Source organism: Amycolatopsis sp. CA-161197 (assembly GCF_050942255.1).
In the GTDB taxonomy this organism is placed as follows: domain Bacteria; phylum Actinomycetota; class Actinomycetes; order Mycobacteriales; family Pseudonocardiaceae; genus Amycolatopsis.
In genome coordinates this window covers 82,523-106,048 of the sequence record NZ_CP192059.1, presented here as the reverse complement: position 1 = coordinate 106,048, position 23,526 = coordinate 82,523, and the positions used below count along the sequence as shown (strand labels likewise).

General features: G+C 70.2%; 22 protein-coding genes. 5 read left to right on the top strand and 17 right to left on the bottom strand.

Annotated features, from left to right (window positions below):
- Positions 1-200 precede the first annotated feature (200 nt).
- Positions 201-1,130, bottom strand: coding sequence for a phosphotransferase family protein (locus tag ACQPXB_RS00530; RefSeq protein WP_432849085.1), 930 nt, complete (start codon positions 1,128-1,130; stop codon positions 201-203).
- A complete protein-coding gene (locus ACQPXB_RS00525) occupies positions 1,090-2,487 on the bottom strand; it encodes a helix-turn-helix transcriptional regulator (RefSeq protein WP_366586079.1) in 1,398 nt (465 codons plus the stop codon). The genes ACQPXB_RS00530 and ACQPXB_RS00525 overlap by 41 nt, the downstream gene beginning before the upstream one ends.
- Before the next feature lie 319 nt (positions 2,488-2,806).
- Between ACQPXB_RS00525 and ACQPXB_RS00520 the strand changes: the two genes are divergently transcribed.
- Together ACQPXB_RS00520 and ACQPXB_RS00515 are read left to right on the top strand one after the other, a co-directional pair.
- Positions 2,807-3,151: a hypothetical protein gene (locus ACQPXB_RS00520; protein WP_366586077.1), complete on the top strand. Its 345-nt coding sequence runs from the start codon at positions 2,807-2,809 to the stop codon at positions 3,149-3,151.
- A 13-nt stretch (positions 3,152-3,164) separates the two neighbouring features.
- Positions 3,165-3,569 carry a hypothetical protein gene (locus ACQPXB_RS00515; protein ID WP_360598643.1) on the top strand — a complete coding sequence of 135 codons (405 nt, stop codon included), beginning with the start codon at positions 3,165-3,167 and terminating at the stop codon, positions 3,567-3,569.
- Positions 3,570-3,917: 348 nt separating this feature from the next.
- On the opposite strand, the gene ACQPXB_RS00510 is transcribed toward ACQPXB_RS00515, so the two are convergent.
- Both ACQPXB_RS00510 and ACQPXB_RS00505 read right to left on the bottom strand, forming a co-directional pair.
- On the bottom strand, positions 3,918-5,183 hold the full coding sequence (locus tag ACQPXB_RS00510; protein ID WP_432849084.1) for an MFS transporter: 1,266 nt from the start codon (positions 5,181-5,183) through the stop codon (positions 3,918-3,920).
- Complete coding sequence (locus ACQPXB_RS00505; protein WP_432849083.1) at positions 5,176-6,498, bottom strand: GH1 family beta-glucosidase; 1,323 nt, start codon at positions 6,496-6,498, stop codon at positions 5,176-5,178. Before ACQPXB_RS00505 ends, ACQPXB_RS00510 begins: the two co-directional genes overlap by 8 nt.
- 176 nt (positions 6,499-6,674) lie before the next feature.
- Here ACQPXB_RS00505 and ACQPXB_RS00500 point away from each other — a divergent pair, with 176 nt between their 5' ends.
- A complete protein-coding gene (locus tag ACQPXB_RS00500) occupies positions 6,675-7,301 on the top strand; it encodes a TetR/AcrR family transcriptional regulator (RefSeq protein WP_220245489.1) in 627 nt (208 codons plus the stop codon).
- Here the strand turns inward: ACQPXB_RS00500 and ACQPXB_RS00495 are convergent.
- Together ACQPXB_RS00495 and ACQPXB_RS00490 are read right to left on the bottom strand one after the other, a co-directional pair.
- On the bottom strand, positions 7,274-8,143 hold the full coding sequence (locus ACQPXB_RS00495; protein WP_432849082.1) for a MerR family transcriptional regulator: 870 nt from the start codon (positions 8,141-8,143) through the stop codon (positions 7,274-7,276). The two genes, ACQPXB_RS00500 and ACQPXB_RS00495, sit on opposite strands and share 28 nt — an antisense overlap.
- A gap of 691 nt (positions 8,144-8,834) precedes the next feature.
- Positions 8,835-10,064 (bottom strand): amino acid deaminase/aldolase, encoded by a 1,230-nt coding sequence (locus ACQPXB_RS00490; RefSeq protein ID WP_432849081.1) that lies wholly within the window; start codon positions 10,062-10,064, stop codon positions 8,835-8,837.
- Positions 10,065-10,125: 61 nt separating this feature from the next.
- Here ACQPXB_RS00490 and ACQPXB_RS00485 point away from each other — a divergent pair, with 61 nt between their 5' ends.
- The gene (locus ACQPXB_RS00485) at positions 10,126-11,430 is read left to right on the top strand and encodes a D-arabinono-1,4-lactone oxidase (RefSeq protein WP_432849080.1); all 1,305 of its coding nucleotides are present in this window, start codon (positions 10,126-10,128) and stop codon (positions 11,428-11,430) included.
- Here the strand turns inward: ACQPXB_RS00485 and ACQPXB_RS00480 are convergent.
- The 3 genes from ACQPXB_RS00480 to ACQPXB_RS00470 are packed head-to-tail and all read right to left on the bottom strand — an operon-like array spanning position 11,427 to position 13,771.
- Complete coding sequence (locus ACQPXB_RS00480) at positions 11,427-12,371, bottom strand: ribose-phosphate diphosphokinase (RefSeq protein WP_366586064.1); 945 nt, start codon at positions 12,369-12,371, stop codon at positions 11,427-11,429. The two genes, ACQPXB_RS00485 and ACQPXB_RS00480, sit on opposite strands and share 4 nt — an antisense overlap.
- Positions 12,372-12,429: 58 nt before the next feature.
- On the bottom strand, positions 12,430-13,080 hold the full coding sequence (locus ACQPXB_RS00475) for an NAD(P)H-binding protein (protein WP_432849079.1): 651 nt from the start codon (positions 13,078-13,080) through the stop codon (positions 12,430-12,432).
- Between the two features lie 37 nt (positions 13,081-13,117).
- Positions 13,118-13,771, bottom strand: a complete 654-nt coding sequence (locus ACQPXB_RS00470; RefSeq protein WP_366586060.1) for a hypothetical protein — start codon at positions 13,769-13,771, stop codon at positions 13,118-13,120.
- Between the two features lie 434 nt (positions 13,772-14,205).
- Between ACQPXB_RS00470 and ACQPXB_RS00465 the strand changes: the two genes are divergently transcribed.
- Positions 14,206-15,063: an HpcH/HpaI aldolase/citrate lyase family protein gene (locus tag ACQPXB_RS00465; RefSeq protein ID WP_432849078.1), complete on the top strand. Its 858-nt coding sequence runs from the start codon at positions 14,206-14,208 to the stop codon at positions 15,061-15,063.
- Between the two features lie 22 nt (positions 15,064-15,085).
- Here the strand turns inward: ACQPXB_RS00465 and ACQPXB_RS00460 are convergent, their stop codons facing one another.
- The 8 genes from ACQPXB_RS00460 to ACQPXB_RS00425 are packed head-to-tail and all read right to left on the bottom strand — an operon-like array spanning position 15,086 to position 23,500.
- On the bottom strand, positions 15,086-16,468 hold the full coding sequence (locus ACQPXB_RS00460) for an amidase (RefSeq protein WP_432849077.1): 1,383 nt from the start codon (positions 16,466-16,468) through the stop codon (positions 15,086-15,088).
- 13 nt (positions 16,469-16,481) lie between these two features.
- The gene (locus tag ACQPXB_RS00455) at positions 16,482-17,240 is read right to left on the bottom strand and encodes an SDR family NAD(P)-dependent oxidoreductase (protein WP_366586054.1); all 759 of its coding nucleotides are present in this window, start codon (positions 17,238-17,240) and stop codon (positions 16,482-16,484) included.
- Positions 17,237-18,661: an aldehyde dehydrogenase family protein gene (locus tag ACQPXB_RS00450; RefSeq protein WP_432849076.1), complete on the bottom strand. Its 1,425-nt coding sequence runs from the start codon at positions 18,659-18,661 to the stop codon at positions 17,237-17,239. The genes ACQPXB_RS00455 and ACQPXB_RS00450 overlap by 4 nt, the downstream gene beginning before the upstream one ends.
- Positions 18,654-19,445 carry an ABC transporter ATP-binding protein gene (locus ACQPXB_RS00445; protein ID WP_366586050.1) on the bottom strand — a complete coding sequence of 264 codons (792 nt, stop codon included), beginning with the start codon at positions 19,443-19,445 and terminating at the stop codon, positions 18,654-18,656. Before ACQPXB_RS00445 ends, ACQPXB_RS00450 begins: the two co-directional genes overlap by 8 nt.
- Positions 19,442-20,242, bottom strand: coding sequence for an ATP-binding cassette domain-containing protein (locus ACQPXB_RS00440; protein WP_432849075.1), 801 nt, complete (start codon positions 20,240-20,242; stop codon positions 19,442-19,444). The genes ACQPXB_RS00445 and ACQPXB_RS00440 overlap by 4 nt, the downstream gene beginning before the upstream one ends.
- Positions 20,239-21,069 carry an ABC transporter permease gene (locus tag ACQPXB_RS00435; RefSeq protein WP_386943774.1) on the bottom strand — a complete coding sequence of 277 codons (831 nt, stop codon included), beginning with the start codon at positions 21,067-21,069 and terminating at the stop codon, positions 20,239-20,241. Before ACQPXB_RS00435 ends, ACQPXB_RS00440 begins: the two co-directional genes overlap by 4 nt.
- Positions 21,069-22,013 carry an ABC transporter permease gene (locus ACQPXB_RS00430; RefSeq protein ID WP_432849074.1) on the bottom strand — a complete coding sequence of 315 codons (945 nt, stop codon included), beginning with the start codon at positions 22,011-22,013 and terminating at the stop codon, positions 21,069-21,071. Before ACQPXB_RS00430 ends, ACQPXB_RS00435 begins: the two co-directional genes overlap by 1 nt.
- A complete protein-coding gene (locus ACQPXB_RS00425) occupies positions 22,010-23,500 on the bottom strand; it encodes an ABC transporter substrate-binding protein (RefSeq protein WP_432849073.1) in 1,491 nt (496 codons plus the stop codon). The genes ACQPXB_RS00430 and ACQPXB_RS00425 overlap by 4 nt, the downstream gene beginning before the upstream one ends.
- Positions 23,501-23,526: the final 26 nt, after the last annotated feature.

Sequence of the window (23,526 nt, the reverse complement as noted above, 5' to 3'; positions counted from 1 at the left end):
ACCCGTTGGTTCTCACCGCACGTAGCTGCAAGTTGCACCACGGGAGTAGCAGTCCTCCGTTAGAGGCGATCGGCCGCACCGAATTTTCTACTGGCGCGGAGACCCCGCAAGCGATCTTCGGGGAAGCGACGAGTGGTCCTCTTCAGGCGTCGAATGCACGTGCAGCGGCTCATGAATGTGGCGCGGGCCACTCGTACCGGTCAGCGGTAGCGCGTCCAGCCGGTGGCCGTGCGGCCGTGGCGGAGGTCGTCGAGACGGCGGTGCAGCTCGGGGCGCACCTGCGGGTGGCTGCGCAGGATCGGCAGCACGCTGGTGGTGAGCTTCAGCTCGCGCACGGCGCGCAGCACCGCGAAGCCCGACCAGGCCGTGACGTCGAAGCCGTACGCGCGGGAAAACTCCTCGTAGCGGCCCGGCGGGTCCCCGAATCGCTCACGGCCCACGGCCAGCGGCGTGAGATCCCACTCCGGCGGGCCGACGCAGGACGAGTCGAAGTCGCACAGCACGGGGCCGTCCGGGCCGGGAATCACGTTGCCGGGGTAGGCGTCGCCGTGGACGAAGCCTCTGGCCAGCGGGAAGTCCAGCTCGGCCAGCTGCGCCTCGACCTCGGCGCAGCGCTCCAGCAGGAACCGGCGGTCGTCGTCGGCGAGCTCCTCGGCGTCGGACACCCGGGCGCGCACCGCGTCGAACGGCGCCCACTCGGCGAGGCCGGCGGGCGGCGGCAGCGCGTGGACCCGGCGCAGCAGCCCGGCCAGGTCGGCAGGCGTGGGCGGGCGCCCGACGGACGGGACCTCGTGCCACGCCGTGACCAGGTGCGCCCCGGCGTGCATGGGCTGGCCGATGCCTTCCAGCAGGCGGATCGCGGGAATGTCATGGCGCGCGAAGTGCTCCGCGACGCACACGACCGTGCCGACGCGGTGCCGAAGCCTGGTCGAGCCGACGATCCGGACCACGACCGGGGCCGTGGCCAGCACGTACACCGCGTTGTTGGTGAACCGCAGCAGCCGCGCGCCGGCCGGGTCCAGGCCCAGCAACGCGCACGTTTCGGTCAGCGCTTCCCGCAGCTTCGCGGGCGTGAACCGGCCGCCGACGTCAGGCGGCGTAGAAGATCTTGAGCCGGTCGGCGAGATCACGGGCGTCACCGTTGTTGCGTCGACGCTCGGCCTCCACCTGCAGCGGGCGCAGGCGGTCCTTCACGCGCTCCGACTTGATGCTCTCGGCGTAGTCGATGGCCTTGCTGCCCACCTTGGCGCCGTGGTCGAGGTCGCCGTCGAGCAGGTGGTTGGTGGCCAGCGCGCTGAGCATGAACGTCTTGCTGCGCGCCATGTCGTCGGTGTAGGAGTCGACGGCCCTGGTCAGGGCCGGGATGGCGTACTTGGTGTGCTCGGGGTTCTTCTGCGCCAGCACGGTGTGCACGGTGCCGGTCATCGCGTAGACGTCGGTCTCGTTGAAGAACTTCACCCACGACTCGGCGTTGGCGATGTCGGCGCGCGCGAACTCGTCCTTGCTGCGGCCGAGCAGCTTCGTGGCCTGCTCCTCGTTGCCCATCATCGCGTAGGCCCAGGCCTCGTTGGCGCAGAGCACCGCGACGGCGAGCTCGGAACCCGACTCCTGGGCGGCGATCTGGCCGAGCTGGAAGAGCTTCAGCGCGTCGTTGGGGGCGTCGTTGTGCAGGTAGACGCGGCCCATGCGGTAGAGGACGTTGGCGACGAGCGGGTGGCTGTCACCCTGCTTGGCCAGGTCGAGCGCGTTGGCGAAGTGGCCGCGGGCGGAGTCCATCAGGCCGGTGTCGAACGAGGTCCAGCCGGCGAGGCTGTGCAGGTCGGCGAGCGCGACGAACAGGCGCTGCTTCACCGCTTCGGTCGCGGTGGACTCGAGCATCTGCTGGCCCCAGGACAGCTGCGCCACCACGGCGTCGCGGCAGAACCCGCCGCCGTACTGGTAGTCGAGCGCGCGAAGCGCCCTCGTCGCCGCCTCCACCTGGCGGACGTCGGTCGTGCCGATGCGCCCGGGTGCGGGCGTTCGCGCGGGGGCCGCGGACCACGTCCCCGATTCCTGACCGAACACCGCCGCGCCCATCGTGACCTGGGCGGCGTGCGCGAGGAACCTCCGTCGCTTCACGGACTCGTCCTCCTCAGCCTGCCGGCCATCGGACGAACCGACGACCCGTATCGCCGTGGTCTCGTCGTACGCGAGACCCATGTATCCACGGGGGACACCCAGGCCGTCGGCGATTCTCGTGAGCACGTCGTAGGCCATGACCTGGCGACCCTTGAGGATCTCCGACACCTCGGACTGCGACTGGCCGGTCATCGCGGCGATCTGGCGCTGCGAGACACCGTGCTTGCGCAACAGGCGGTACACCGCGCTGACCTCCCGGGCCGCCAGCGCCGAGCGCATCTCCGGCTGTTCCCAGGCATCGGGCGGAACCGGGCTGCCCTGCCGGGCATCGGTGCCACCGGAAACACTGTCGCCAGCACTGGCGTCCATAACGACCCCTCACCGTCCGTTGGGCGTCGGAAGCAGACTAAGCACACCTCGAGAAGCATGTGAATCGAGCAGACAGTGTGTCTGATCGGCCCGGCCGAACTCCACTGACCGCTTACCGTGGAACCCCGCCCGGTCACCGCTATGACGCGGTTTCGACCTTCTATCGCACTCGGTTTCACTTCACTGTAGTTGTCAGATCTCCGTCACCGCCCGGACACCGGTAGCGATCACGGAGAGCGACGAAGACCGGGAGACCGGCGACGACGCGGATGTGCATCTCGCAAGGTGCACACAGGGACGAGAGAGCGGTGGAGGGCCAGTGGAGTTCGTTGACTCGCTCGCAGGAGGACATGCCGGGACCGCGATGCGGCCCTTGCGGCCCGCCCCGGGCGTGCCGGGAATCGCGACCGCGACCCGGCCGGTCACCCCCTCCGCCGCGGCCGACCCCCGCACCGCGGGTGTCCGTCACTACGAAGGCGGACAGCTGGTGTGGCGCGTGCAGTGCGGCGACCTCATCAGCCGCGAGCGCGCGGTGACGGTGTTCGTGGAGAACGACCAGGTCGTCGTCGTTTCGCCTCCCGGTGAGACCGCTCGCCTGACATCCGGTCAGCTCGGCCAGCTCAGGGCCGCTCTCAACGAAGCCGCCAAAATGGCGGAAAGGTAACGGTGAGCTCTCCATGGATCAGGTACTCGGGCAGGTCCTCCGCAACGCGGTCTGGGAACGCCTCGACATGCTGTCCGACCTGGCGACCCGCGCCGACGCCCAGTCGCTCGTTTCGGTGGCCCGCTCCGAACTGCCGCGCCTGACCGAAGGCTGGCGGGCGATGCTGCAGGCCCACGAGCCCGACGAGCGTGGTGACTGCCCCACGTGCTCGACCCGGTGGCACCGCTGCAAGGCGCCGTGCTCGGTGTGGCAGGTGGCGCACGAGCACCTCGTCGCCGGCGGCCTCGCTCCGCAGGCCCGCACGCAGGACGAGGGCCGTGCGAGCCGTCGCCGCGTCCCGAACCAGGCGCGGCGCGCGACGCCCGCCGAAACCACCGGCCGCCACGCGCTGGTGAACCCCCGGGCCGTCACGGCCTGATCCCGATCAGGCGAGCGAGCGCCGGACCCGACTGCCCCGGTCGGACCGGCACCGGCACTCTCGCCGTGGCCGCGGGCTGGTTCGTCCGTCCCCCCGAGCGAGGCGAACCAGCCCCGGTTACCCCAGTCCCCATCGCGATTAATCGAAAATTATCACGGCAAGCTCTAGCGGACGGCGAAATCCGCCGCTAGGTTGAAGATCATCGCAGCCGGGCCAACTCCCTGGCTACGACCACAAACTCCGCGGGCCGGTGCCGTTGCACTCCCCTCCCCCGACCGGCACCGGCCCGCGGTTCCACTTCCCGGAGTTATCGGGTTTGCCCGATTACCACTCTGGTTACCGGACTGATCACCGCACGGCTTTCACTCGCGTGACGAGCACACCCGCGAGGACCGTCGCCAGCGCCGCCGCCCCGAACAGCGCCGGGTAGCCGCCGAGGAACTTGAGGATCAGCGTCGTCAGCAGCGGTGCCACGACCTGGGGCAGCGAACCGGCGATGTTCACCACGCCGAGGTCCTTCGCCCGGTTCTGCGCGACCGGCAGCACCTGCGTGAGCATCGCCAGCGCCACGGCCATGTACACGCCGAACCCGATGCCCAGCAGCGGCGACGCGATCAGCGCCGCCGGCCACGTCTGCCACACCACCAGCAGCAGCGCGGCGATCGCCATCACGGCCGAGGACGCCAGGACGTACGGCTTGCGGCGGCCCGACTTGTCGGAGAAGTGCCCGGCCAGCACGGCGCCGATCACCAGCGCCACGCCGTAGAGGCCCATCATGATGAGCAGCCCGTCTTCCGGCGACGGGTAGTGCACCGCGTCCTTGAGGAAGAACAGCAGGAACAGCGTGCCGAACGCGTTGCCCAGGTTGATCATGAAGTGACAGCCCCAGGCCCACGCGAAGTCCGGGTGCTTGCTCGGCGACACCCACAGGTCGTTGAGGAACCGCCGGAACCGCGTGCTGGACCGGAACTCCCGGGGCAGGCGCGCGTCGGGCGTGCGGAACACGAACGCGCCGGCCCCGCCGAGCACGATCACCGCGCACACCGCGTACCCCAGCGGCAGGCCCGCCACGTCGAGCATCACCACGACCACCACGGCGCCGAGCACCGTGCCGAGCATCTGCGCGATGCCGACGAGCCCACCGACCTGCGCGCGCTGCCCGACCGGGACGCGGTCGGCGATGCCGCACATGAGCGTGGCGCCCAGCATGCCGTTGAGCCCGGCCTGCACGAGGCACCAGCCGATGGTCATCACGACGACGTTGGGCGCCTCGGCCAGCACCAGCAGCCCGGCCGCGCCGAGGACGGCACCCAGGACGGTCCACGGGTGGCGGCGGCCGAAGCGCGAGACCGTGCGGTCGGACAGCAGGCCGACCAGCGGGTTCGCGACGAGCGCCACCGCCGCGCCGACGCCCGTGACCACGCCGAACACCGTTTCCTTGTTCGCGGCGTCGAGCAGCTCGGCCTGCTGCGGCAGCAGGACCTGGATCGGCGCGTAGATCCCCAGCCACATCGCGATGTTCGCGAAGAACAGCAGACTCATCCAGCCCGGCCGCACCCGCGCGACGGGTTCGGCCAGCGCCGCCGGAAGCCGGTTGGTGGTCGTGTCACTCATGGCGGACCAGCTTTCGATACCAGGCGAAGGAGTCCTTCGGTGTGCGGCGCTGAGTCTCGTAGTCCACGTGCACGAGCCCGAAGCGGGGTGCGTAGCCCTTGGACCACTCGAAGTTGTCGAGCAGGGACCAGACGAAGTAGCCGCGCACGTCGACGCCGACGTCCATCGCTTCGCGCAGGGCCCGGAGGTGGCCGTCGAGGAAGTCGATGCGTTCGGGGTCGTGGACCTGGCCGTGTTCGTCGGGTGCGTCGGCGAAGCTGCAGCCGTTTTCGGTGATGTAGACGGGCGGGAGGTGCTCTCGGTAGCGGTCTTGGAACGACACCAGCAGCTCGTGCAGGCCCTGGGGCACGATCGGCGAGTCGTTGGTGGTCACCGGGTAACCCTCGACCGGGCGCAGCTCGAACGGAAGGGGATTCCCCTCGCCGGGTGCCGCGACGCCTTGGGGCTCGTAGTAGTTGACGCCGTAGAAGTCGAGCGGCTGGTGGATCGTGGTCAGGTCTTTTTCGAAGCCGCCGGGCAGGTGGGGGTGGATCTGCTCGGGATAGCTGCCGAGCAGGACCGGGTCGGCGAAGGTGCGGTTGAGGAGGGCGTCGAGCCAGGTTTTGGCGGCTTCGGTTTCGTCGTCTTCGTCGGCGGGCCAGATGGGTGAGTGGTTGTTGGCCGTGCCGACGCTCTCGGCACCGGCGGCCCGCAGCGCCTGGGTGGCGAGGCCGTGGGCGAGGTTCTGGTGGTGGGCCGTCGGGAGGGCGTCGAGCAGGAGGAACCGGCCGGGCGCGTACTCGCCGATGCCGTAGCCGTAGATCGACATGACCATGGGCTCGTTGAGCGGGATCCACAGCTTCACCCGGTCGGCGAAGCGTTCGCCGAGGATGGCGGCGTATTCGGCGAAGTGTTGGGCGGTGTCGCGGTTGAGCCAGCCGCCGTCGTCTTCGAGTGCCTGGGGCGTGTCCCAGTGGTACAGCGTGACGGCGGGCGCGATGCCGGCGGCGCAGACGTCGTCGATGAGCTTGTCGTAGAAGGCGAGGCCTTCGGCGCATGCTTTGCCGGTGCCGGTCGGCTGGATGCGCGGCCAGGCGATGGACATCCGGTAGGCGCCCACCCCGAGTTCCGCCATCAGGGCGATGTCTTCGGAGTAGCGGTGGTAGTGGTCCGCCGCTACCTTGGCGTCCTCACCGCGGGCGATCTTGCCGTCGGTCGCGGTGAAGGTGTCCCAGATGGACGGTCCGCGGCCGGCTTCGGCCGTGGCGCCTTCGATCTGGAACGCCGAGGTCGAGACACCCCACAGGAATTCGGGCGGGAAGGTCGGATAGTCCACCGGCGGAACACACCTTTCTCATCCGGCCACCCGGTCGGGTGAACGTGAAAATTTCTCATATGCTAGGTCGTCACTCGTCCAGGGGGAAGCCCACAAGGGCGCTAAAGTCCCAGATCAGACGAGTGGTTCCGCCGGCACCGGCGGAACAGGGAAGCGAGAAGGACCGAGGAACGACAGTGTCGGAGACCCAGGCGGAGACCACTCCGCTGCGGCGCAAGCCCGTGCAGCAGCGCAGCGCCAAGCGCGTGGAGCAGATGCTCGACGCCAGCGCGCAGCTCATCGACGAGCTCGGCTACGACGCGCTGACGACCACGCTGATCGCCAAACGCGCGAACGTCGCGGTGGGCTCGCTGTACCAGTTCTTCCCCGACAAGCGGGCCGTCGTCCAGGCGCTGACGCAGCGCAACCTGGAGCGCTTCGTGGCCGCCGTGAACGAGCGGCTGAAGGAGCTCAACCCCGAGCACTGGTGGAACATCGTCGACTCAGTGCTCGACATCTACCTGCGGATGCACCGCGAGGTCCCGGGCTTCTCCAAGGTCCACTTCGGTGACGTCATCGACGTCCAGCTCCTCGACGAGGAGCGCGACAACAACTCCGTGATCGTCGACTCGCTGGTGGACATCCTGCGCGTGCAGGTCGACCGCCCGGCGGACGAGCTCCGGTTCGCCATCGCCATCGCCAACGAGACCGCCGACGCACTGCTGAAGCTGGCCTTCCGCCGCGACCCGCAGGGCGACGAGCGGATCGTGGCGGAGGCCAAGCACGTGGTGAAGGGCTACTTGGCGAGCAAGTTCGGCGAGTGATGGCGGGTGGCCCTTTCGAACCACTCGAGGGCCGGCGTGAGTGGCGTTGGTGCGGCCCAGCCGTTGACGGTGGCGAGTAGCCGGAGGTAGCGGTCACGGCGGGGGTCTTGGGCTTGTCTGATGCGCGCCAGGTCTTGCCGGGTCGGGTTGATGCGCCGGAGGGCTTGGGCGCCTTCCGGTCCCCTGGGATCTGCTTCTTGGTTGATCCCGGCCACTTCGGCGATGACGTCTTTGGCCGGGATCCGCGTGCGGGGCTGGGCGGCGGCCAGGTCGTGGAGTGCGGCGCGGAAGTCCGGGTCCTGGGTAAGCTCGGCCAGCTCGACCCAGGCGTCGACTTGGTCGGGGGTGGGCTCGTCGGGCAGCTCCGGGGTGAGGGTGCGTTTGATGCCCGCTTGTGGCGCGTCGAGGCCACCGAAGACCTCGTCGAGGAACTCACCGATCAGCTTCCGCCGCTCTTGCACCGACATTGCCGCCAGCTCATGCACCATCTCGACTTCCTCCCAGCCGACCCCGTTGCGCGCGACGGCCAGGAGAACCGCGCGCCGCAACTGGAGCACTTTGATCGTTTCGCCGATCGCCTGAGCCTCTCCGGCCGCGACCTCGCTCAGCTCGGCTTCGTGTCCGACGACGGCTCGGATGGTCTTCAGCCCCACGCCGAGCGCTCTCAAAGTCCGGATCACGCCGAGCCTTTTCACGGCGTCCGGGCTGTACCGCCGACGTCCGGCCGAATCCCGACCGTTGGTGGGGACCAGCCCGAGGTCGGAGTAGTAGCGGACCGCCTTGACGGACAGCTTGGTTCGCCGGGCCAGCTCGCCGATGGAGAGAAGTTCGTCGTCTTCCACGGGGACAAGCGTGCCTGCTCCTCCGGTGGGAGGCGCAAGGGTTTCGGTTTGTCCACAGGAGTTGTCCACAACTTGTGTCCGCTGTGGACAACTCGGCTTTTGCGGCCTTGGCGCGACTTCCGGCCGGTAGAATGGGATCGGGGCGTCCCCCGTGGTGGGCGGGGGTTTGTCTCCGCCGGGGTGGGCGGGCAACAGGGTTGTTGCTGGGGGGTTGGCCGGCGGCGCTGCGGGGCGGAGGGCTGGTACATCGGCGCGACGGAGCGACGGCCAGTGGAGGTGTAGCCGGCGCGGAGCCAGGCGACTTTTCGGCGGCGCGGAGCGGGGGGCGGTTGTGGTGTTCGTGAGGTTTCAGAGCACGACCCGCAACGGGCGGGATGGGTTCACCGGCGTGTTCGGCTTGGTGAATGGGCTCGCGAAGGCGGGGCGGCTGTCCGAGGAGCAGGAGGCGTTCCGGCGGGCCTCGAATGATTGGTACGACGCCAATTTCCCCAATCCCGCCAAGGCGGATCCCGGGGTGTACGAGCGGCCCGGTGCGGCGGCGTGGTTCAAGGTGGGGGCGGAGGAGTTCGTCGCGCGGGTGCGGGGGTACCTGGAGATCCTCGACGCGCACGGGGTCGGGTGTGAGCGCGTTGAGTCGCCCGCGCCGGGGCGGGTGGTGTACGAGGACGAGCTCCAGGTCGTGGTGGTGCCGTCAGCCGAAGTTTTTGTGTTCCCCGCGGTAGGTCGGGACGGTGCGGTCGAGTTGGTCGCCTCGCAGGAGGTGGTAGGTGTCGAAGCGTTCGGCGAGTTCGCCGGCCTTGGCGTGGCGCAGCCAGACGCGGTCGCCGAGGCGCAGGGTGCGGGCGGCGGGGCCAGTGACCGGGGTTTGGACCTCACCGGCGCCTTCGAAGCCCAGGAGTTTCAGGCCGGCCGGGAGGTAGGGCGAGGGGACGCGCGAGGCGCCCGCGGGGCCCGAGGCGACGTAGCCGCCGGCGAAGAGCGTGGCGACGTCGCGGGCCGGGCGGCGGACGACGGGCAGGGCGAAGAGCGCGGCGGGGCGCGGGTGGAAGCGGGAGTAGCCGTCGAACAGCGTCGGCGCGACGAGGCCTGAGCCGGCGGCGATTTCGGTGACGGCGGGTTCCGCGCCGGTCGTTTCGATGCTGCCGGTGCCGCCGCCGTTGACGAACTCGAGGTCGGCGATGTCGCGCACGGCGCGGACGACGGCGCCGCGGCGGCGCGAGATCTCGGCGGCCGAGCGGCGCTGCATCCAGCCGATCACGGAGTTGGACACGCCGCTGCCGGCCGCGTCGCCGAGGCCGGCGATCTGGCCTTCATAGGCCATCAGGCCCTTGAGCACGAAGCCCGGCCGCGCGGCGATTTCGCGGGCGAAGGACACGGCTTGTTTCACGGTGAACACCGGCGAACGCCGCGTGCCGACGTGGACGCCGGGCAGCGGACGCCACGACGCGTCCAGTTCGAGGCACACGCGGATGTCCGGGTGGCCGTGGCCGAGGGCGGCGTCGACGAGGTCCAGGTGCTCCGCGGAATCCACCATGATCGTGATGGCCGCGCGTGCTTCGTCCGACGCGGCGAGGCGGCGCAGCGCCTCGTGGTCGGCCGTCGGGTAGGCCACGACGATGTCGCGCGAGGTGCCCTGCTCCACGTGCCACACGGCTTCGGCGAGCGAGTAGCACATCAGGCCCTCGAAGCCGTCGCGCGCGAGGACGCGTTCCAGCAGGTAGCGGCACCGGACCGACTTGCTGACCACCCGGATCGGCTTGCCGGCGGCACGGCGCAGCAGGTCGTCCGCGTTCGCGTCGAACGCGTCGAGGTCGACGATCGCGAAGGGCGGATCGAGGTCCTTCGTCGCGAGGTCGTAGCCGTTCGGAGAGGTGGTCACGGACTTACGGTACGACAACAACGCTTGAAACGCGAATCTCATTCACTTACTGTTCCACCAGCTACCTTCAACGACACTCAGCTCAGCGACGACAAGGTGCGCGATGACTCCGTGGAGCAACTGGGCCGGCACCGCCAAGGCCTCCCCGCAACGGGTGCACCGGCCCCGCAGCACGGCGGAGGTCGCCGAAGTCGTGAGCGGCATCGCCGACGCCGGGCGCCGCGTGCGGCCGTGGGGCAGCGGCCACTCCTTCACGGCCATCGCCGTCGCCCACAGCGACGCGCTCGACCTCACGCGCTGGACCGGCATCGAGACAGCCGACCTCGAAACGCACCGCGTGACCGTGCGCGCCGGAACCACGATCAAGCAGCTCAACGCCGAGCTCGACGGCCTCGGCCTGGCCATGACGAACCTCGGTGACATCGACGCACAGACCATCGCCGGAGCGATTTCCACCGGCACCCACGGCACCGGCGCGCGCTTCGGCGGCATCTCCGCGCAGATCGTCGGGCTGCAGCTCGTGCTCGCCGACGGCTCGGTCGTCACCTGCTCCGCCGACGAACGCCCAGACCTGTTCAACGCCGCCCGCGTCGGCCTCGGGGCCCTCGGCGTGATCACCACCGTCACCCTGCAGTGTGAACCCTCGTTCGTGTTGACCGCGCAGGAACGGCCCGAGCCGCTGGAGCAGGTGCTCGAAGGCTTCGACGAGTTCGCCGCCGCGTGCGACCACTTCGAGTTCTACTGGTTCCCCTACGGCAAGAACGCCCTGGTCAAGCGCAACAACCGGCAGTCGCTCGGCACCGAGCGCAAGCCCCTGTCGAAGGTGCGCCAGTTCGTGGACTACGAGCTCACGGAGAACGTTGCCTTCGGCGGCATCTGCCGGCTCGGCCGCGCCGTGCCGAAGCTCGTGCAGCCGCTCGGCGGGTTCGCCGCACAGGTGCTTTCGGCGCGCGAGTACAGCGACCTCTCGCACCGCGTGTTCGTGACGCACCGCGGCGTGCGGTTCGTGGAGTCGGAATACGCGGTTCCACGTGAATCACTGCTCGACGTGCTCGCCGAGCTGCGCGCGCTCGTGCCGCGGCTCGAGAACCCGGTGATGTTCCCCGTCGAGGTGCGCGTGGCCGCGGCCGACGACATCTGGCTGTCCACCGCGAACGGCCGCGACTCGGCCTACATCGCCATCCACCAGTTCGTCGGCATGCCCTACCGCGAGTACTTCGCGGGCTTCGAGGCGATCGTCGCCCAGGTCGGCGGCCGCCCGCACTGGGGCAAGATGCACGACCTCGACTCCCACACCCTGCGCACGCGCTACCCGCACTTCGACGATTTCCTGCGCGTGCGCAAGGAGTGCGACCCGGCCGGCACGTTCACCAACACGTACCTGGACCGGGTGCTCGGGCCGGCCTAGATCGGCTCGAACAGCGAGCTGACCGATTCGCCGTTGTGGATCCGCCGCATCGCCTCGGCCATCGCCGGCGCGATCGACAGGATCTTCAGCTTCTCGCTGCGCTCCTCGACCGCGACCGGCACCGTGTTGGTGCAGACGATCTCCAGCACGTCTTCCTGGCTGCCGATCCGGTCGATCGCCTTGTCGGCGAACAACCCGTGGGTACAGGCGACGCGGATCGTGCGCGGCTTCAGCTCCCGCAGGCGGTCGAGCAGCTCCAGCACGGTGCTGCCGCGCGCGATCTCGTCGTCGAGCACGATCACGTCGCGGCCGGTGATGTCGCCGATCACCGACGTGATCTCCACGCGGTCGTCGGCGTAGCGCTGCTTGGTGCCCGACGCGACGCGCGCGCCGAGCAGCCGCGCGAAGTGCGCCGCCTCCTTCGCGTTGCCCAGGTCGGGCGAGACGACGGTGGCGTTGGACAGGTCGTACTGCCGGAAGTGGCGCGCCAGCTCGTGCAGCGCGTGCAGGTGGTCGACGGGCACCGAGAAGAAGCCGTGGACCTGCGGCGAGTGCAGCGTCATCGCGAGCACGCGGTCGGCGCCGGCGGTGACCATGAGGTCGGCCACGAGCCGGCCGCCGATGGAGATGCGCGGCGCGTCCTTCTTGTCCGAGCGCGCGTACGCGTAGTGCGGCATCACCACGGAGATGCGGGCCGCCGACGCGCCGCGCGCCGCGTCGAGCATCAGCAGCAGCTCCACCAGGTGCTCCTGCACCGGCTTCACCAGCGGCTGGATGATGAACACGTCGCGTTCGCGGCAGTTTGCCTGCAGCTGCACCTGGAGGCAGTCGTTGGCGAAACGTTCGACTTGCACCGGGAGCAGCGGCACACCGAGGTGGGTGCAGATCTCCGCCGCGAGTTCGGGATGAGCGCTACCGCTGAAAACCGCGATGTCCCGCAAGGAAGGATTCCCCGTTCGACTGGTCCGGTGGGTACGGATCCAATCCTAGAGGTGCAGGTCAGAGGGCCGAGATCGCGTCCGGGATCGTGTCCTCACCGGAGATCAGCTCAAGGGTGCGGCGCGCGGTCGACGGCGCGTCAAGCAGGGCGACGACCACCGCGGCCACGTCTTCCCGCGGCACGGCGGCGCGGCCCGTCTTGGGGGCGATCTTGACGTTGCCGGTGCCGGACTCGTTGGTCAGCGCGCCGGGACGCAGGATCGTCCAGTCGAGATCGCGGGCCTTCAGGTCTTCCTCCGCCGCCGCCTTCGCGTGCAGGTACGCGCGGAAAACCGGGTCGAGGCCCGGTGCGTCAGGAGTGTCGGCGCCCATCGAACCGATCTGGATGAACCGCCGGACGCCCGCGCTCTGGGCCGCCTCGGCGAACAGCGCCGCGGCCGCGCGGTCGACGGTGTCCTTGCGCGCCTCGCCACTGCCCGGCCCGGCGCCCGCGGCGAACACCGCCGCGTCGGCCCCGCGGAGGACCTCGGCGACCGCGTCCACATCGGACTGCTCCAGATCGAGCACCACGGTCTCGGCGCCGGCCGCGAGCAGGTCGCCCTCGTGATCGGGGTTGCGCACGATCCCGACGGGCTGATCACCCCGCTCGGACAGCAGCTTCTCGAGACGAAGGGCGATCTGGCCGTGTCCACCGGCAATGACGACTCGCATGATCCCGACGGTAGTCCGGTCCGGGGCCCGATGCAGGTCAGTCGACGTCGGCGGGGACTTCGGCGGTGCGCAGCAGCAGGTCGTACGCCATTTCGTTGACCCAGCGCGACACGGGGTCCTCGGCGAGGAGGATGCGCTCGGTGCGGCCCTCGAGGTCGAGGTCGACCTGGGCGTGGGGGTCGGCGGTGGCGATGCCGAGCCCGTACGCGCGAGCGCGCGGCAGGCAGTTCGCCACGTAGTCTTCCGTCAGTACGGCAGGCGATGGGAGAACCATCGCGGCCTCGCCGTAACGTGCGAACGGAACCGCGGAGGCCATCGCGGTCCGCCAGTGCCGTGCGACCGCGAGGACGCCGATGATCTCGGCGGCCGGCGCGGGTGCGGTCGCAGCCAGCTCTGGCCAGGTCCAGCAGTCGACGGTGGCGCGATCGGCGACGGGACCGACACCCATCGCGATCCGCTCCGCGTGCACGTCGGTACGAAGCCGGGCGACGATGCTGACCTTGCGGCCGAGCAGGGTCGCCTCGGGCAGCACAACGCCGTTCCAGCCCAGAAGGGCCGCGGCCTTGCGCGCCAGCTCGTCGACGCTCGCGGGGAGCTCGATCGGCGGCACCACCCGGCTCGGCATCGACCGGCTGCGCTTCGCGCCGCCGGCGACCGTCGAGCGCTCGGTGTTCTGAGGTGTAGCCGCCACGAGTCCGCCTCCTTCAACAACCTGTACCCCTGTGTGCCTTGTGAAACGGGCACATGACTTGAGTACCAGTGCGACGGCACGGGGTCTTCACGTTGCGCGAGTGGCTGCGATCGGCGGCGCTCAGCGGTCGGTGACCGGTCGGTAGGCGGTCGGTGGACTTCGGCCCGACGGTGCCGCCAAGCGAGTGAGCCGGGGATGAGTGGCGTTACGGACCGCCTACGAACGGCTACCCACGGACCGGAACGCCCGCGTGGCAAAGAGTCCAATGCGTTACGCCGTTTGGTGCAACCGGACGGTGTTCCACTGTGGACGTCGCAGGTGGGAGGGGGTCACCCGGTTGGCGGTGACCTTCGCCGCAGCGGTGTCACACGGGCCCGGATTAGGGTTTGACGACTCGTCGAGTCCCCTCGAGTCCAGTCGCGTGAGGAGCGAGCATGACGCAGATCCGGCCCCGCCGATCGGTGCTCTACATGCCGGGCGCCAACGAACGCGCGCTCGAGAAGGCCAAGACCCTGCCGGCCGACGCGCTCGTCCTCGACCTCGAGGACGCCGTCGCGCCGGACGCGAAGGAAGCCGCGCGCGAGCGGGTGTGTGCCGCGCTCGGGAACTACGGGACGCGCGAGGTGGCCATCCGCGTCAACGGTCTCGACACCGAGTGGCACGACGCCGACCTGCGCGCCGCCTCGTCCGCCGGCCCCGCCGCCGTGGTCGTGCCGAAGGTGAACTCGGCGGGCGAGGTGCACAACATCGAGCGCGCCCTGGAGCTCGGCGGCGCGCCCGAGACGACGAAGATCTGGGCGATGCTGGAAACGCCCGTCGCGATCCTGCACGCGGAGGAGATCGCCGCCGCGTCGCCCCGGCTCACCGTGCTCGTGATGGGCACGAACGACCTGACGAAGGAGCTGCACGCCGCCTTCATCCCGGGCCGCTGGCCGCTGCTTTCCGCGTTGTCGGCCGCCGTCCTCGCCGCCCGCGCGACCGGCAAGGTCATCCTCGACGGCGTGTACAACGACGTGAAGGACGCTTCGGGTTTCGAGACCGAATGCCGCCAGGGCCGCGACTTCGGCTTCGACGGCAAGACGCTGATCCACCCGTCGCAGCTGGAGCCGTGCAACCGGATCTTCTCCCCGTCCGCCGCGGACGTCGACCACGCGCGCCGCGTGATCGCGGCCTTCGACGAGGCCCGCGCGGCCGGCCGCGGCGTGGTGACGGTGGACGGGCGGATGATCGAGAACCTCCACGTGGAGGAAGCGCAGCGGGTGCTGGCGCTGGCCGAGGCGGTCGGCAGCTGAGTCCCAGGTGGACGGTCGGTCGTCAGCCGACCGGCCAGGGTCGTTGCTCCGGCCGCAGCTCTTCGTACGCCGCGGCCGCGCGCAGGACGGCCAGGTCCGCGAAGCGGGGCCCCGCGATCTGCAGGCCGATCGGGATGCCGTCCGACGTGTAGCCGCAGTTCAGGGCGATAGCCGGCTGGCCGGACATGTTGTAGGGCATCGTGAAGGGGATGTGCTCGAAGGGGCGCGCCGGGTCGTTGGTGGGGGAAGCGGCGTCGAAGGCGGGGGCGGAGACGGCGCACACCGGCGAGAGGACGACGTCGTAGAGCGAGGTGGCGTGCAGTGCCGCGGTGCTGATGCGGTCGATGCAGGCGAAGCCGCGGTAGGTGTCGAGGGCTGAGACCGAGGCGGCGGACCCGGCCCAGGTGGCGATGTAGGGCAGGACGCGGGCGCGGCGGTCTTCCGGCAGCGCCAGCAGGTCGGACCAGGCGCGGACGCGCCAGAAGACGTCGAGGCCGTCGAGGAGTTCGCGGGTGAGGAAGGGGTCGACCGGGGAGATCTCGGCGCCCGCGGATTCGAAGAGGGTGGCGGCCGCGGTGACGGCGGCGGTGATCTGCGGGTCGACGGGCAGGCCGACGCCGGGGTCGAGGTGGAGGCCGACACGCAGGCCGCGCAGCGAACCGGCCGGTGTGGCCCAGTCGAGGGTGGCCGGCGGGAGGCTGAGGTGGTCGCGGGGGTCGGGGGCGGACAGGACGCCCATCAGCAGCGCGGTGTCGGCGACGGTCCTGGTCAGCGGGCCGGCGACGCGGCCGAGGAACGGCGGGTCCACCGGCACGCGGCCGAAGCTCGGCTTCAGGCCGACGAGGCCGCACCAGCCGGCGGGCAGGCGGATGGAGCCGCCGATGTCGGTGCCGACGTGGAGGGGACCGTAGCCGGACGCGGCGGCCGCGGCGGCGCCGGCGCTGGAGCCGCCGGGCGTGCGCGAGAGGTCCCACGGGTTGCGGGTGGCGGTGTGGAAGCTGGAGAGGCCGGAGGTGAGCATGCCGTAATCGGGCATGGTCGTTTTGGCCAGCAGCACGGCGCCGGACTCGCGGACGCGCGCGGCGGCGGGGGCGTCGGCGGCGGCCGGGGTGAGGGCCGTGGCGGCGGTGCCGAGCGGGACGGGCGTGCCGCGGGTGGCGATGTTTTCCTTCAGCGTCAAGGGAACGCCGTCGATCGGGCCCAGTGGTTCGCCGGCGTGCCAGCGGGCTTCGGACTGCTTCGCGGCGGAGCGCGCTGAAGCCGCGTCGTACGCGTACAGGGCGTGCAGCTGCGGCTCGCGCGCCTCGATGCGAGCGAGGACGGACTCGGTCGCCTCGACGGGCGACACCGTGCCCGCGCGGTAGCCCGCGACCAGGTCCACCGCGGTCAGATCGGCCAGCTCCATCGTTACCTCCGATTCACGAAGCGGGTGGTTCGAAACGCCCGTCGACGGCGGTCCAGCCCCCGTCGACGGCGAGCACGGAGCCCGTGACGAACGTCGAAGCGTCCGAAGCGAGGTACACCACGGCGCCGGCCAGCTCGTCGGCGCGCGCCCAGCGGCCGAGGGCGCCCTTGGTGGCGTAGGCGTCGTACCAACCGGGATTTTGCTTGATCTGCGCGGTGAGCGGGGTTTCGACGACACCCGGCGCGATGGCGTTCACGCGGACGCCGCTCGGTCCGAACTCCGCGGCGGCCGTGCGGAAGAGCTGCACGAGGCCGGCTTTCGTCGCCGCGTACGGGCCTTGGCCCGGCTCGACGGTCGTGCCGCGAATCGAGGAGAACCCGATGATGCTGCCGCGGCCGCGCGCGACCATCGGCCCGCCGAACGCGCGCACCACCTCGAACGCGACCCCGAGGTTGAGCTCCACGACCCGGTCGAACTCCTCGCGGGTGTAGTCGAGGAGGCGCTTGCGGACGTTGACGCCGGCGGTGAGAACGACGACGTCGAGCTCACCCAGCTCCGCGGCCGCCTTCTCGACGGCGCCCGGTTCGAGGAGATCGATCTCGTACGCCTCGGCCACGCCCGTCTCGCGCGCGGCGGCGACATCACGGTCCGCGCAGATCACGTGGGCACCGTGCGCGGCCAACGCGCGGGCGGCTTCGCGGCCGATGCCGCTGCCGCCACCCAGGACGACGGCGCGGCGGCCGTCGAGGCGGAAGAGGTTTTCGTAGCTCACGGGCGCAGCACCGCCATCCTGGTCACGGTCAGTTCTTCCACGGCGAAGCGGGGGCCTTCGCGGCCGATGCCGGAGTCCTTGACGCCGCCGTACGGCATGGTGTCGGAGCGGAAGCCGGGCACCTCGTTCACGACGACGCCGCCGACGTCCAGCTCGTCGAGCGCGCGGAAGGCGGTGCTGAGGGACCGGCTGTAGACGCTGGCGTGGAGGCCGTAGCGGGAGGCGTTGACGGCCGCGAAGGCAGCGTCCACATCGGACACCGTGCGGAGGCAGACGACGGGGCCGAAGATCTCCTCGTCCCAGCATTCGACGCCGTCGGGGACGTCGGCCAGCACCGTCGGTTCCAGGGCGCCGTCGACCAGCGAGCCGCCGGCCAGCACGCGGGCACCGGCGACGGTCGCTTTGTCGACCCACTCGACGACGCGGTCCGTGGAGCGGGAGTCGATCAGCTTGGACACGCGGGTGGTCTCCGCGCGCGGGTCGCCGACGACGACTTCACCGAGGCGAGCCAGGACGCGAGCGGTGAAGTCCGAAGCCACCGACGAAACGACCAGCACCCGCTGCACCGAGATGCACGCCTGGCCGGACGCGTAGAACCCTCCGCGCAACACGGCGTCCGCGGCGGCTTCGAGGTCGGCGTCTTCAGCAACCACCAGAGCCGCGTTCGAGCCCAGCTCCAGCAGGGCCTTGGTCGGAGCGGCGTCGCGGGCGATCTGGTGACCCACCGCGGCCGAGCCGGTGAACGACACCGCGCCGACGCGGCGGTCGGTGACCAGCGCGGACCCGACCGCGGCGTCGCCCGTGACCAGCTGCACCATGGCCGGGATGGGCGCCACCGAGCGGACGAGGTGGACCAGCCACAACGTGGCCAACGGCGTCTGCGGAGCGGGCTTCACCACCACCGGGCAGCCGGCCGCGATGGCCGGCGCGATCTTGTGCGAAGCCAGCAGCACTGGGTAGTTGAAGCCCGCGATCCCGACGACAACGCCGATCGGCTTGCGCTTCCAGAAGCCGACGAGGCCGTCGCCCGAAGGGAGCAGGTCCAGGGGCACGGTTTCGCCGTGCAGGCGCGACACCTCCTCGGCCGCCACTTCCCACGTGACGATCGTGCGCGCGACCTCGACCCGGCAGTCGACCAGTGGTTTTCCGGTTTCCAGGACCAGAAGCTGTTCGAACTCCTCCCGATGCGACCGCAGCGCAGCGGCCACGTCGTTCAGCAGCTGCCGCCGCGTCCGCGAAGGAAGAGCCGCGACCTCGTGTGCGACAGCCACGGCCTCGTCGATCGCCCGGGTCGCCAGGTCGGGAGTGCCAACCGGCGCAGACCCGATCACACTGCCGTCGTAGGGAAAAACCACGTCCGAAGTGTCCGAAACAGACACCCAGCCGGCGCCGATCGGCAGTCCTTCAGGGTATTCAGGCATCCGCACTCCCTCCGCTCGGCCTTCCACTCAGCCGGGCCAGCTCGGCGCGCAGGTTGGGCGCGGCCGCCAGCAGTTCCCGGGTGTACTCGTGCTGCGGTGTTCCGTAGACCTCCTCGACGGCGCCGATCTCCACGATCTCCCCGCGCCGCATCACAGCGACGCGGTCGCACACGTGCCGCACCACGCCGAGGTCGTGGGAGACGAACACGAGCGTCAACGAGAACTCCGCCACCAGGCGCGCCAGCAGCTCGAGGATCTGGGCGCGCACGGAGACGTCGAGGGCGCTCACCGGCTCGTCGGCCAGCAGCACTTTCGGGTTCGGCGCCAGGGCGCGGGCGATGGAGATGCGCTGGCGCTGACCGCCGGAGAACTGGTGCGGGTAACGCGAAGCGGCATCGGCGGGCAGGCCGACGGCTTCCAGCAGCTCGGCCACCCGCAGCGGCGAACGCCGCCCCAGCGGCTCGGAAATGATGTCCCGCACGCGCATCCGCGGGTCGAGCGAACCCATCGGGTCCTGGAAGACGATCTGCAGCGACGACCGCAGGAACCCCAGCCTCCGCTCCGGCAGGGTGTCGATCCGCTGCCCGGCGAAGGAAACCGTGCCCGACGTCGGCCGGTCCAGCGCGGCGAGCAGCCGCACCAAAGTCGACTTCCCGGACCCCGACTCACCGACGATGCCGAACCGCTGACCGGCCTCGACGTCGAAGCTCACGCCCCGCAACGCCTGGACATCGCGGCGCTTGTACACGCGCGTCAGGTCGCGGACCTCGATCACGGGACTCATCGCAACGCCCCATCCTCCGGGGCCGAGCCCCAGACCCCAGCCGGGGGGCGAGCCCCCCTGGACCCCCCAACCGCGTCGAGATCCGAAGCAGCCAGCAAGGCCTTCGTGTACTCATGCTGCGGTGCTGTCAGCACCGATGGCGTCGAGCCACGCTCCACGATCTCCCCGTCCAGCATCACCAGCACCCGCTCGCACACCGCCGCCACCACCGCCAGGTCGTGCGTAATGAACAGCAACGCGGCCTCAGCAGACAACGAACCCTTGATCAACGACAGGATCTGCGCCTGCACCGTCACGTCGAGCGCCGTCGTCGGCTCGTCGCAGATCAGCAGCGACGGCTCGTTGGCCAGCGCCATCGCCAGCACCACCCGCTGCCGCTGTCCGCCCGAAAGCTGGTGCGGGTACGCCCGAGCGGTGCCCGGCAGCCCGACCGCCGCCAGCAGTTCCTCCGCCGGACGCCCGCGCCGGCCGTGCACGCGGAACGGCTCCGTCACCTGCCGGCCCACGCGCATCGCCGGGTTCAGCGCCGTCATCGGCTCCTGGAACACCATCGACAACCCGTTGCCGCGCAAGCGAGACAGCTCGCGTTCGGACGCGCCCAGCAGCTCGCGATCGTTCAACCGCACCGAACCCGTCGCGCGCAGCTCGTCCGGCAGCAGCCCCATGATCGACAACGCCGTGAGCGACTTCCCCGACCCCGACTCGCCGATCAGCCCGACGCGTTCGCCCGCGCCGATCGAGAACGACACGTCCCGCACCAGGTCAGCGACCCGCAGGTCTTGCACCGTGAGAGTCATGCGCGGGCCGCCAATCGCGGGTCGAGCCGGTCGCGCAAGCCGTCGCCCAGCAGGTTGAACCCGAGCACCGCCACCGCGATCGCGACGCCCGGCACCAGCGCGAGCCGCGGGTGGCTGGTCAACAGCTCCTGCGACTCCTGGAGCATCCGGCCCCACGACGGCGTCGGCGGCCGCGTGCCGAAGCCGAGGAACGACAGCGCCGCCTCCGCCAGCACGGCGATCGCGAACGACACCGACGACTGCACGATCAGCAGGCCCGAGATGTTCGGCAGCACGTGGCGCACGGCGATGTTCCCGCGCGAGCGCCCGGCCGCGCGCGCTGCGAGCACGAACTCGCTGCTGCCCACCTGCAATGTGCCCGACCGCGCGATCCGCGCGAACGACGGGATGGTCGCGATGCCGATGGCGATCATCGCCGTGAGCGTGTCGGCGCCGAACACCGCGCCGAACATGATCGCCAGCAGCAGCGCGGGAAACGCCAGCACCAGGTCGTTCACGCGCATCACGAACTCGCCCAGCCACCGCGGCGCCAGCCCCGCCAGCACACCCAGCGGCGTGCCGATCACCGCGGCGATGCCGACGGCCACCACACCGACGTACAACGTGGTGCGCGCGCCGACCATGATCTGGCTGAACACGTCACGGCCGAACTTGTCGGTGCCGAACAGGTGCTCGGCCGAGAAGCCCAGCAGCTTGTCGGCCGCGTTGACCTGCACCGGGTCGTACGGCGTCCACACGAACGACACCAGCGCGGCCAGCACGACGAGCGCCACCAGCACCGCGCCGAGCACGAGGCTGCGGTTGCGCACCGGGGTGAGCGTGGTCATCACGAACCCCGCAATCTCGGGTCGAGCACCGTGTAGAGCACGTCCACGACGAAGTTCACCAACAGCACTCCCGCCACGAGCACCAACACGATCCCCTGCACCGTCAGCAGATCGCGCGACGACACGGCGTCGAGCAGCATGCTGCCCAGGCCGGGCAGCACGAACACGCGCTCCACCACCACCGCGCCGATCAGCAGCGTCGCGAGCTGCAGCCCCAGCACCGTGACCACGGGCACCGACGCGTTGCGCAACCCGTGCCGCCGCAACGCCTGCGCCGGCAACAGGCCTTTCGACCGCGCCGTGCGCAAGTAGTCCTGTCCGAGCGTGTCGAGCACGGCCGAGCGGACGTAACGCGTGAGCACCGCGCCGTGCACCAACCCGAGCGACAACGCGGGCAGGATCAACCCGCGCACGAACTGCCCCGCATCCTGGTCCGGCGGCGTCCACCCGCCGCTCGGCAGCCAGCGCAGCTGCACCGCGAAGATCTGCACCAGGATGATCCCGGCGAGGAACGCGGGGATCGCCACGCCGATCTGCGACAGCCCGGAAACCGTGACCCCGCTGGGCTTGCGGTGCCGCACGGCCGCGAACATCCCCACCGGCACCGCGATCACGAGCGCCACCACCATGCCGGCGCCGACCAGCCACAACGTCACGCCGAGCCGGTCGAGCAGCTGCGGCCCGATGGCTTCGCGAGTGACGTAGGAGCGACCGAAGTCTGCGTGCAGCACCCCGCCGATCCAGCTGAAGTACTGCGTCACCAGCGAGCGGTCGATGCCGAACTCCGCGCGCGTCTTCGCCAGCAGCTCCGGAGTCGCGTTGACGCCGAGCGCGACCTGCGCCGGATCGCCCGGCAGCACGGCCATGAACAGGAACACCACGATCGACGCCACGAACAGGCTGACCACGAGGATCGCCACGCGGCGGAGCACCTTCACCGTCATGCCGGCCTCAACCCCGTGAGGTCGAACGACTCGCTGACCTGGTTCTTCGCGAATCCCGTGACCTTGTTCTTCGCCACGATCACGTTGGGGTAGAGGAACAACCAGTCGGCCGCGGCGTCGGTGTTGAGCTGCCGCGCCACCTGCTTCATGTCGGTGACCTGCTGCTGCGGCGTGCCGCTGTCGGCCTCGGCGAGCAGCTGCTGCACGCGCGGGCTGTCGTAACCCCAGTAGTACGTGGGTTTCCCGAACGTCGTGATGTCGCGGGCCTCCACGTGCTGGATGATCGACAGGTCGTAGTCGTGGTCGGTGAACACCTGCTTGAGCCACACGGCCGGGAAGTCGAGCGGCTCGATCGTCGTCCGCACGCCGACGTCGGCCAGCTGCGACTGCACCACCTGCGCGGCCGACACGGCGTAGGGCAGGTTCGGGATCCGCAACCGCAGGTTGAGGTTCTTCACACCGGCTTCGGCGAGCAGCTGCTTCGCCTTCGCCGGGTCGTACGGGTAGACGCCGGAAAGGTCCTCGTACCACGGGTCCGTGGGCGGGACCATGCTGCCGATCAGGGTGCCGCGGCCGTTGAAGACGAGGTCCAGCACGGCTTTCCGGTCGATCGCGTACGTCAGGGCCTGACGCACGCGTGGGTCGTCGAGCGGCGCTTTTCGATTGTTGAACGCGAGCGTGACCTCGCTGTTGGTGGTGCCCTGCAGCACGGTGAAGCGGTCGTCGCCCTGGAACTGCGGGATCGAGTCGGCCGAGGTGAGTGAGGAGATCACGTCGATGCCGTTGCTGAGCAGGGCGTTGTTGAGCGCGGTCGGGTCGGCGATGTACTTGAGCACCACCGTGGAGTACGCGGGTTTGCGGCCCCAGTAGGCCGGGTTCTCCTTGAGCACGATCGAATCCCCGCGCCGGCGCGAGGCCACTTCGTACGGCCCGGTGCCCACGGGTTTGTTCGCCAGGTCGGCCACCCCGGTCGGGCTGAACATCGCGCCGAGGCGGCTGGTGAGGCTGAACAGCCAGCCGTTGCTGGGTTTCGACAGCACCACGCGTGCGTGGTCGGGCGAGACGACGTCGACGTGGTCGACCACGTCCATGGCCGACTTGATCGAGATCGTCCAGTCGGTCTTCACGCGCAGCAGCGAGAACTTCACGTCCGACGCGGTGAACGGCGCGCCGTTGCTGAACTTCACGCCCGGCTGCAGCTGGAAGTCGTAGGTCTTGCGGTCGGGGCTCACGGTCCACGACTTGGCGAGCAGCGGCACGATCCGGCCCTGCGCGTCGAGCTTCACCAGACCCTCGTAGACGTTGTACAGCAAGGCCTGCGGGATGGCGGCGCCGTCGGCGTGGGTGAAGTCGAAGTTCGCGGGCTCGGCCGTGAAACCCACCGACAGCGTGTCGGGACCGCTCGACACGCTCGCGCTGGAGCCGGCCGAGCAGGCCGACGCCGCGAGCAGCACCGCCAGCGCCGCGAGGTGGAGCCGGGCTCTCATTCAGCCTCCTGTGACGGGCCCTCGGC

Bases quoted from the DNA above. Each gene is read 5' to 3' on its own strand.
- ACQPXB_RS00525 (WP_366586079.1), bottom strand. From the start codon at position 2,487: ATGGACGCCAGTGCTGGCGACAGTGTTTCCGGTGGCACCGATGCCCGG.
- ACQPXB_RS00515 (WP_360598643.1), top strand. From the start codon at position 3,165: ATGGATCAGGTACTCGGGCAGGTCCTCCGCAACGCGGTCTGGGAACGC.
- ACQPXB_RS00510 (WP_432849084.1), bottom strand. From the start codon at position 5,183: ATGAGTGACACGACCACCAACCGGCTTCCGGCGGCGCTGGCCGAACCC.
- ACQPXB_RS00490 (WP_432849081.1), bottom strand. From the start codon at position 10,064: ATGAGATTCGCGTTTCAAGCGTTGTTGTCGTACCGTAAGTCCGTGACC.
- ACQPXB_RS00485 (WP_432849080.1), top strand. From the start codon at position 10,126: ATGACTCCGTGGAGCAACTGGGCCGGCACCGCCAAGGCCTCCCCGCAA.
- ACQPXB_RS00475 (WP_432849079.1), bottom strand. From the start codon at position 13,080: ATGCGAGTCGTCATTGCCGGTGGACACGGCCAGATCGCCCTTCGTCTC.
- ACQPXB_RS00465 (WP_432849078.1), top strand. From the start codon at position 14,206: ATGACGCAGATCCGGCCCCGCCGATCGGTGCTCTACATGCCGGGCGCC.
- ACQPXB_RS00460 (WP_432849077.1), bottom strand. From the start codon at position 16,468: ATGGAGCTGGCCGATCTGACCGCGGTGGACCTGGTCGCGGGCTACCGC.
- ACQPXB_RS00450 (WP_432849076.1), bottom strand. From the start codon at position 18,661: ATGCCTGAATACCCTGAAGGACTGCCGATCGGCGCCGGCTGGGTGTCT.
- ACQPXB_RS00445 (WP_366586050.1), bottom strand. From the start codon at position 19,445: ATGAGTCCCGTGATCGAGGTCCGCGACCTGACGCGCGTGTACAAGCGC.
- ACQPXB_RS00440 (WP_432849075.1), bottom strand. From the start codon at position 20,242: ATGACTCTCACGGTGCAAGACCTGCGGGTCGCTGACCTGGTGCGGGAC.
- ACQPXB_RS00435 (WP_386943774.1), bottom strand. From the start codon at position 21,069: ATGACCACGCTCACCCCGGTGCGCAACCGCAGCCTCGTGCTCGGCGCG.
- ACQPXB_RS00430 (WP_432849074.1), bottom strand. From the start codon at position 22,013: ATGACGGTGAAGGTGCTCCGCCGCGTGGCGATCCTCGTGGTCAGCCTG.
- ACQPXB_RS00425 (WP_432849073.1), bottom strand. From the start codon at position 23,500: ATGAGAGCCCGGCTCCACCTCGCGGCGCTGGCGGTGCTGCTCGCGGCG.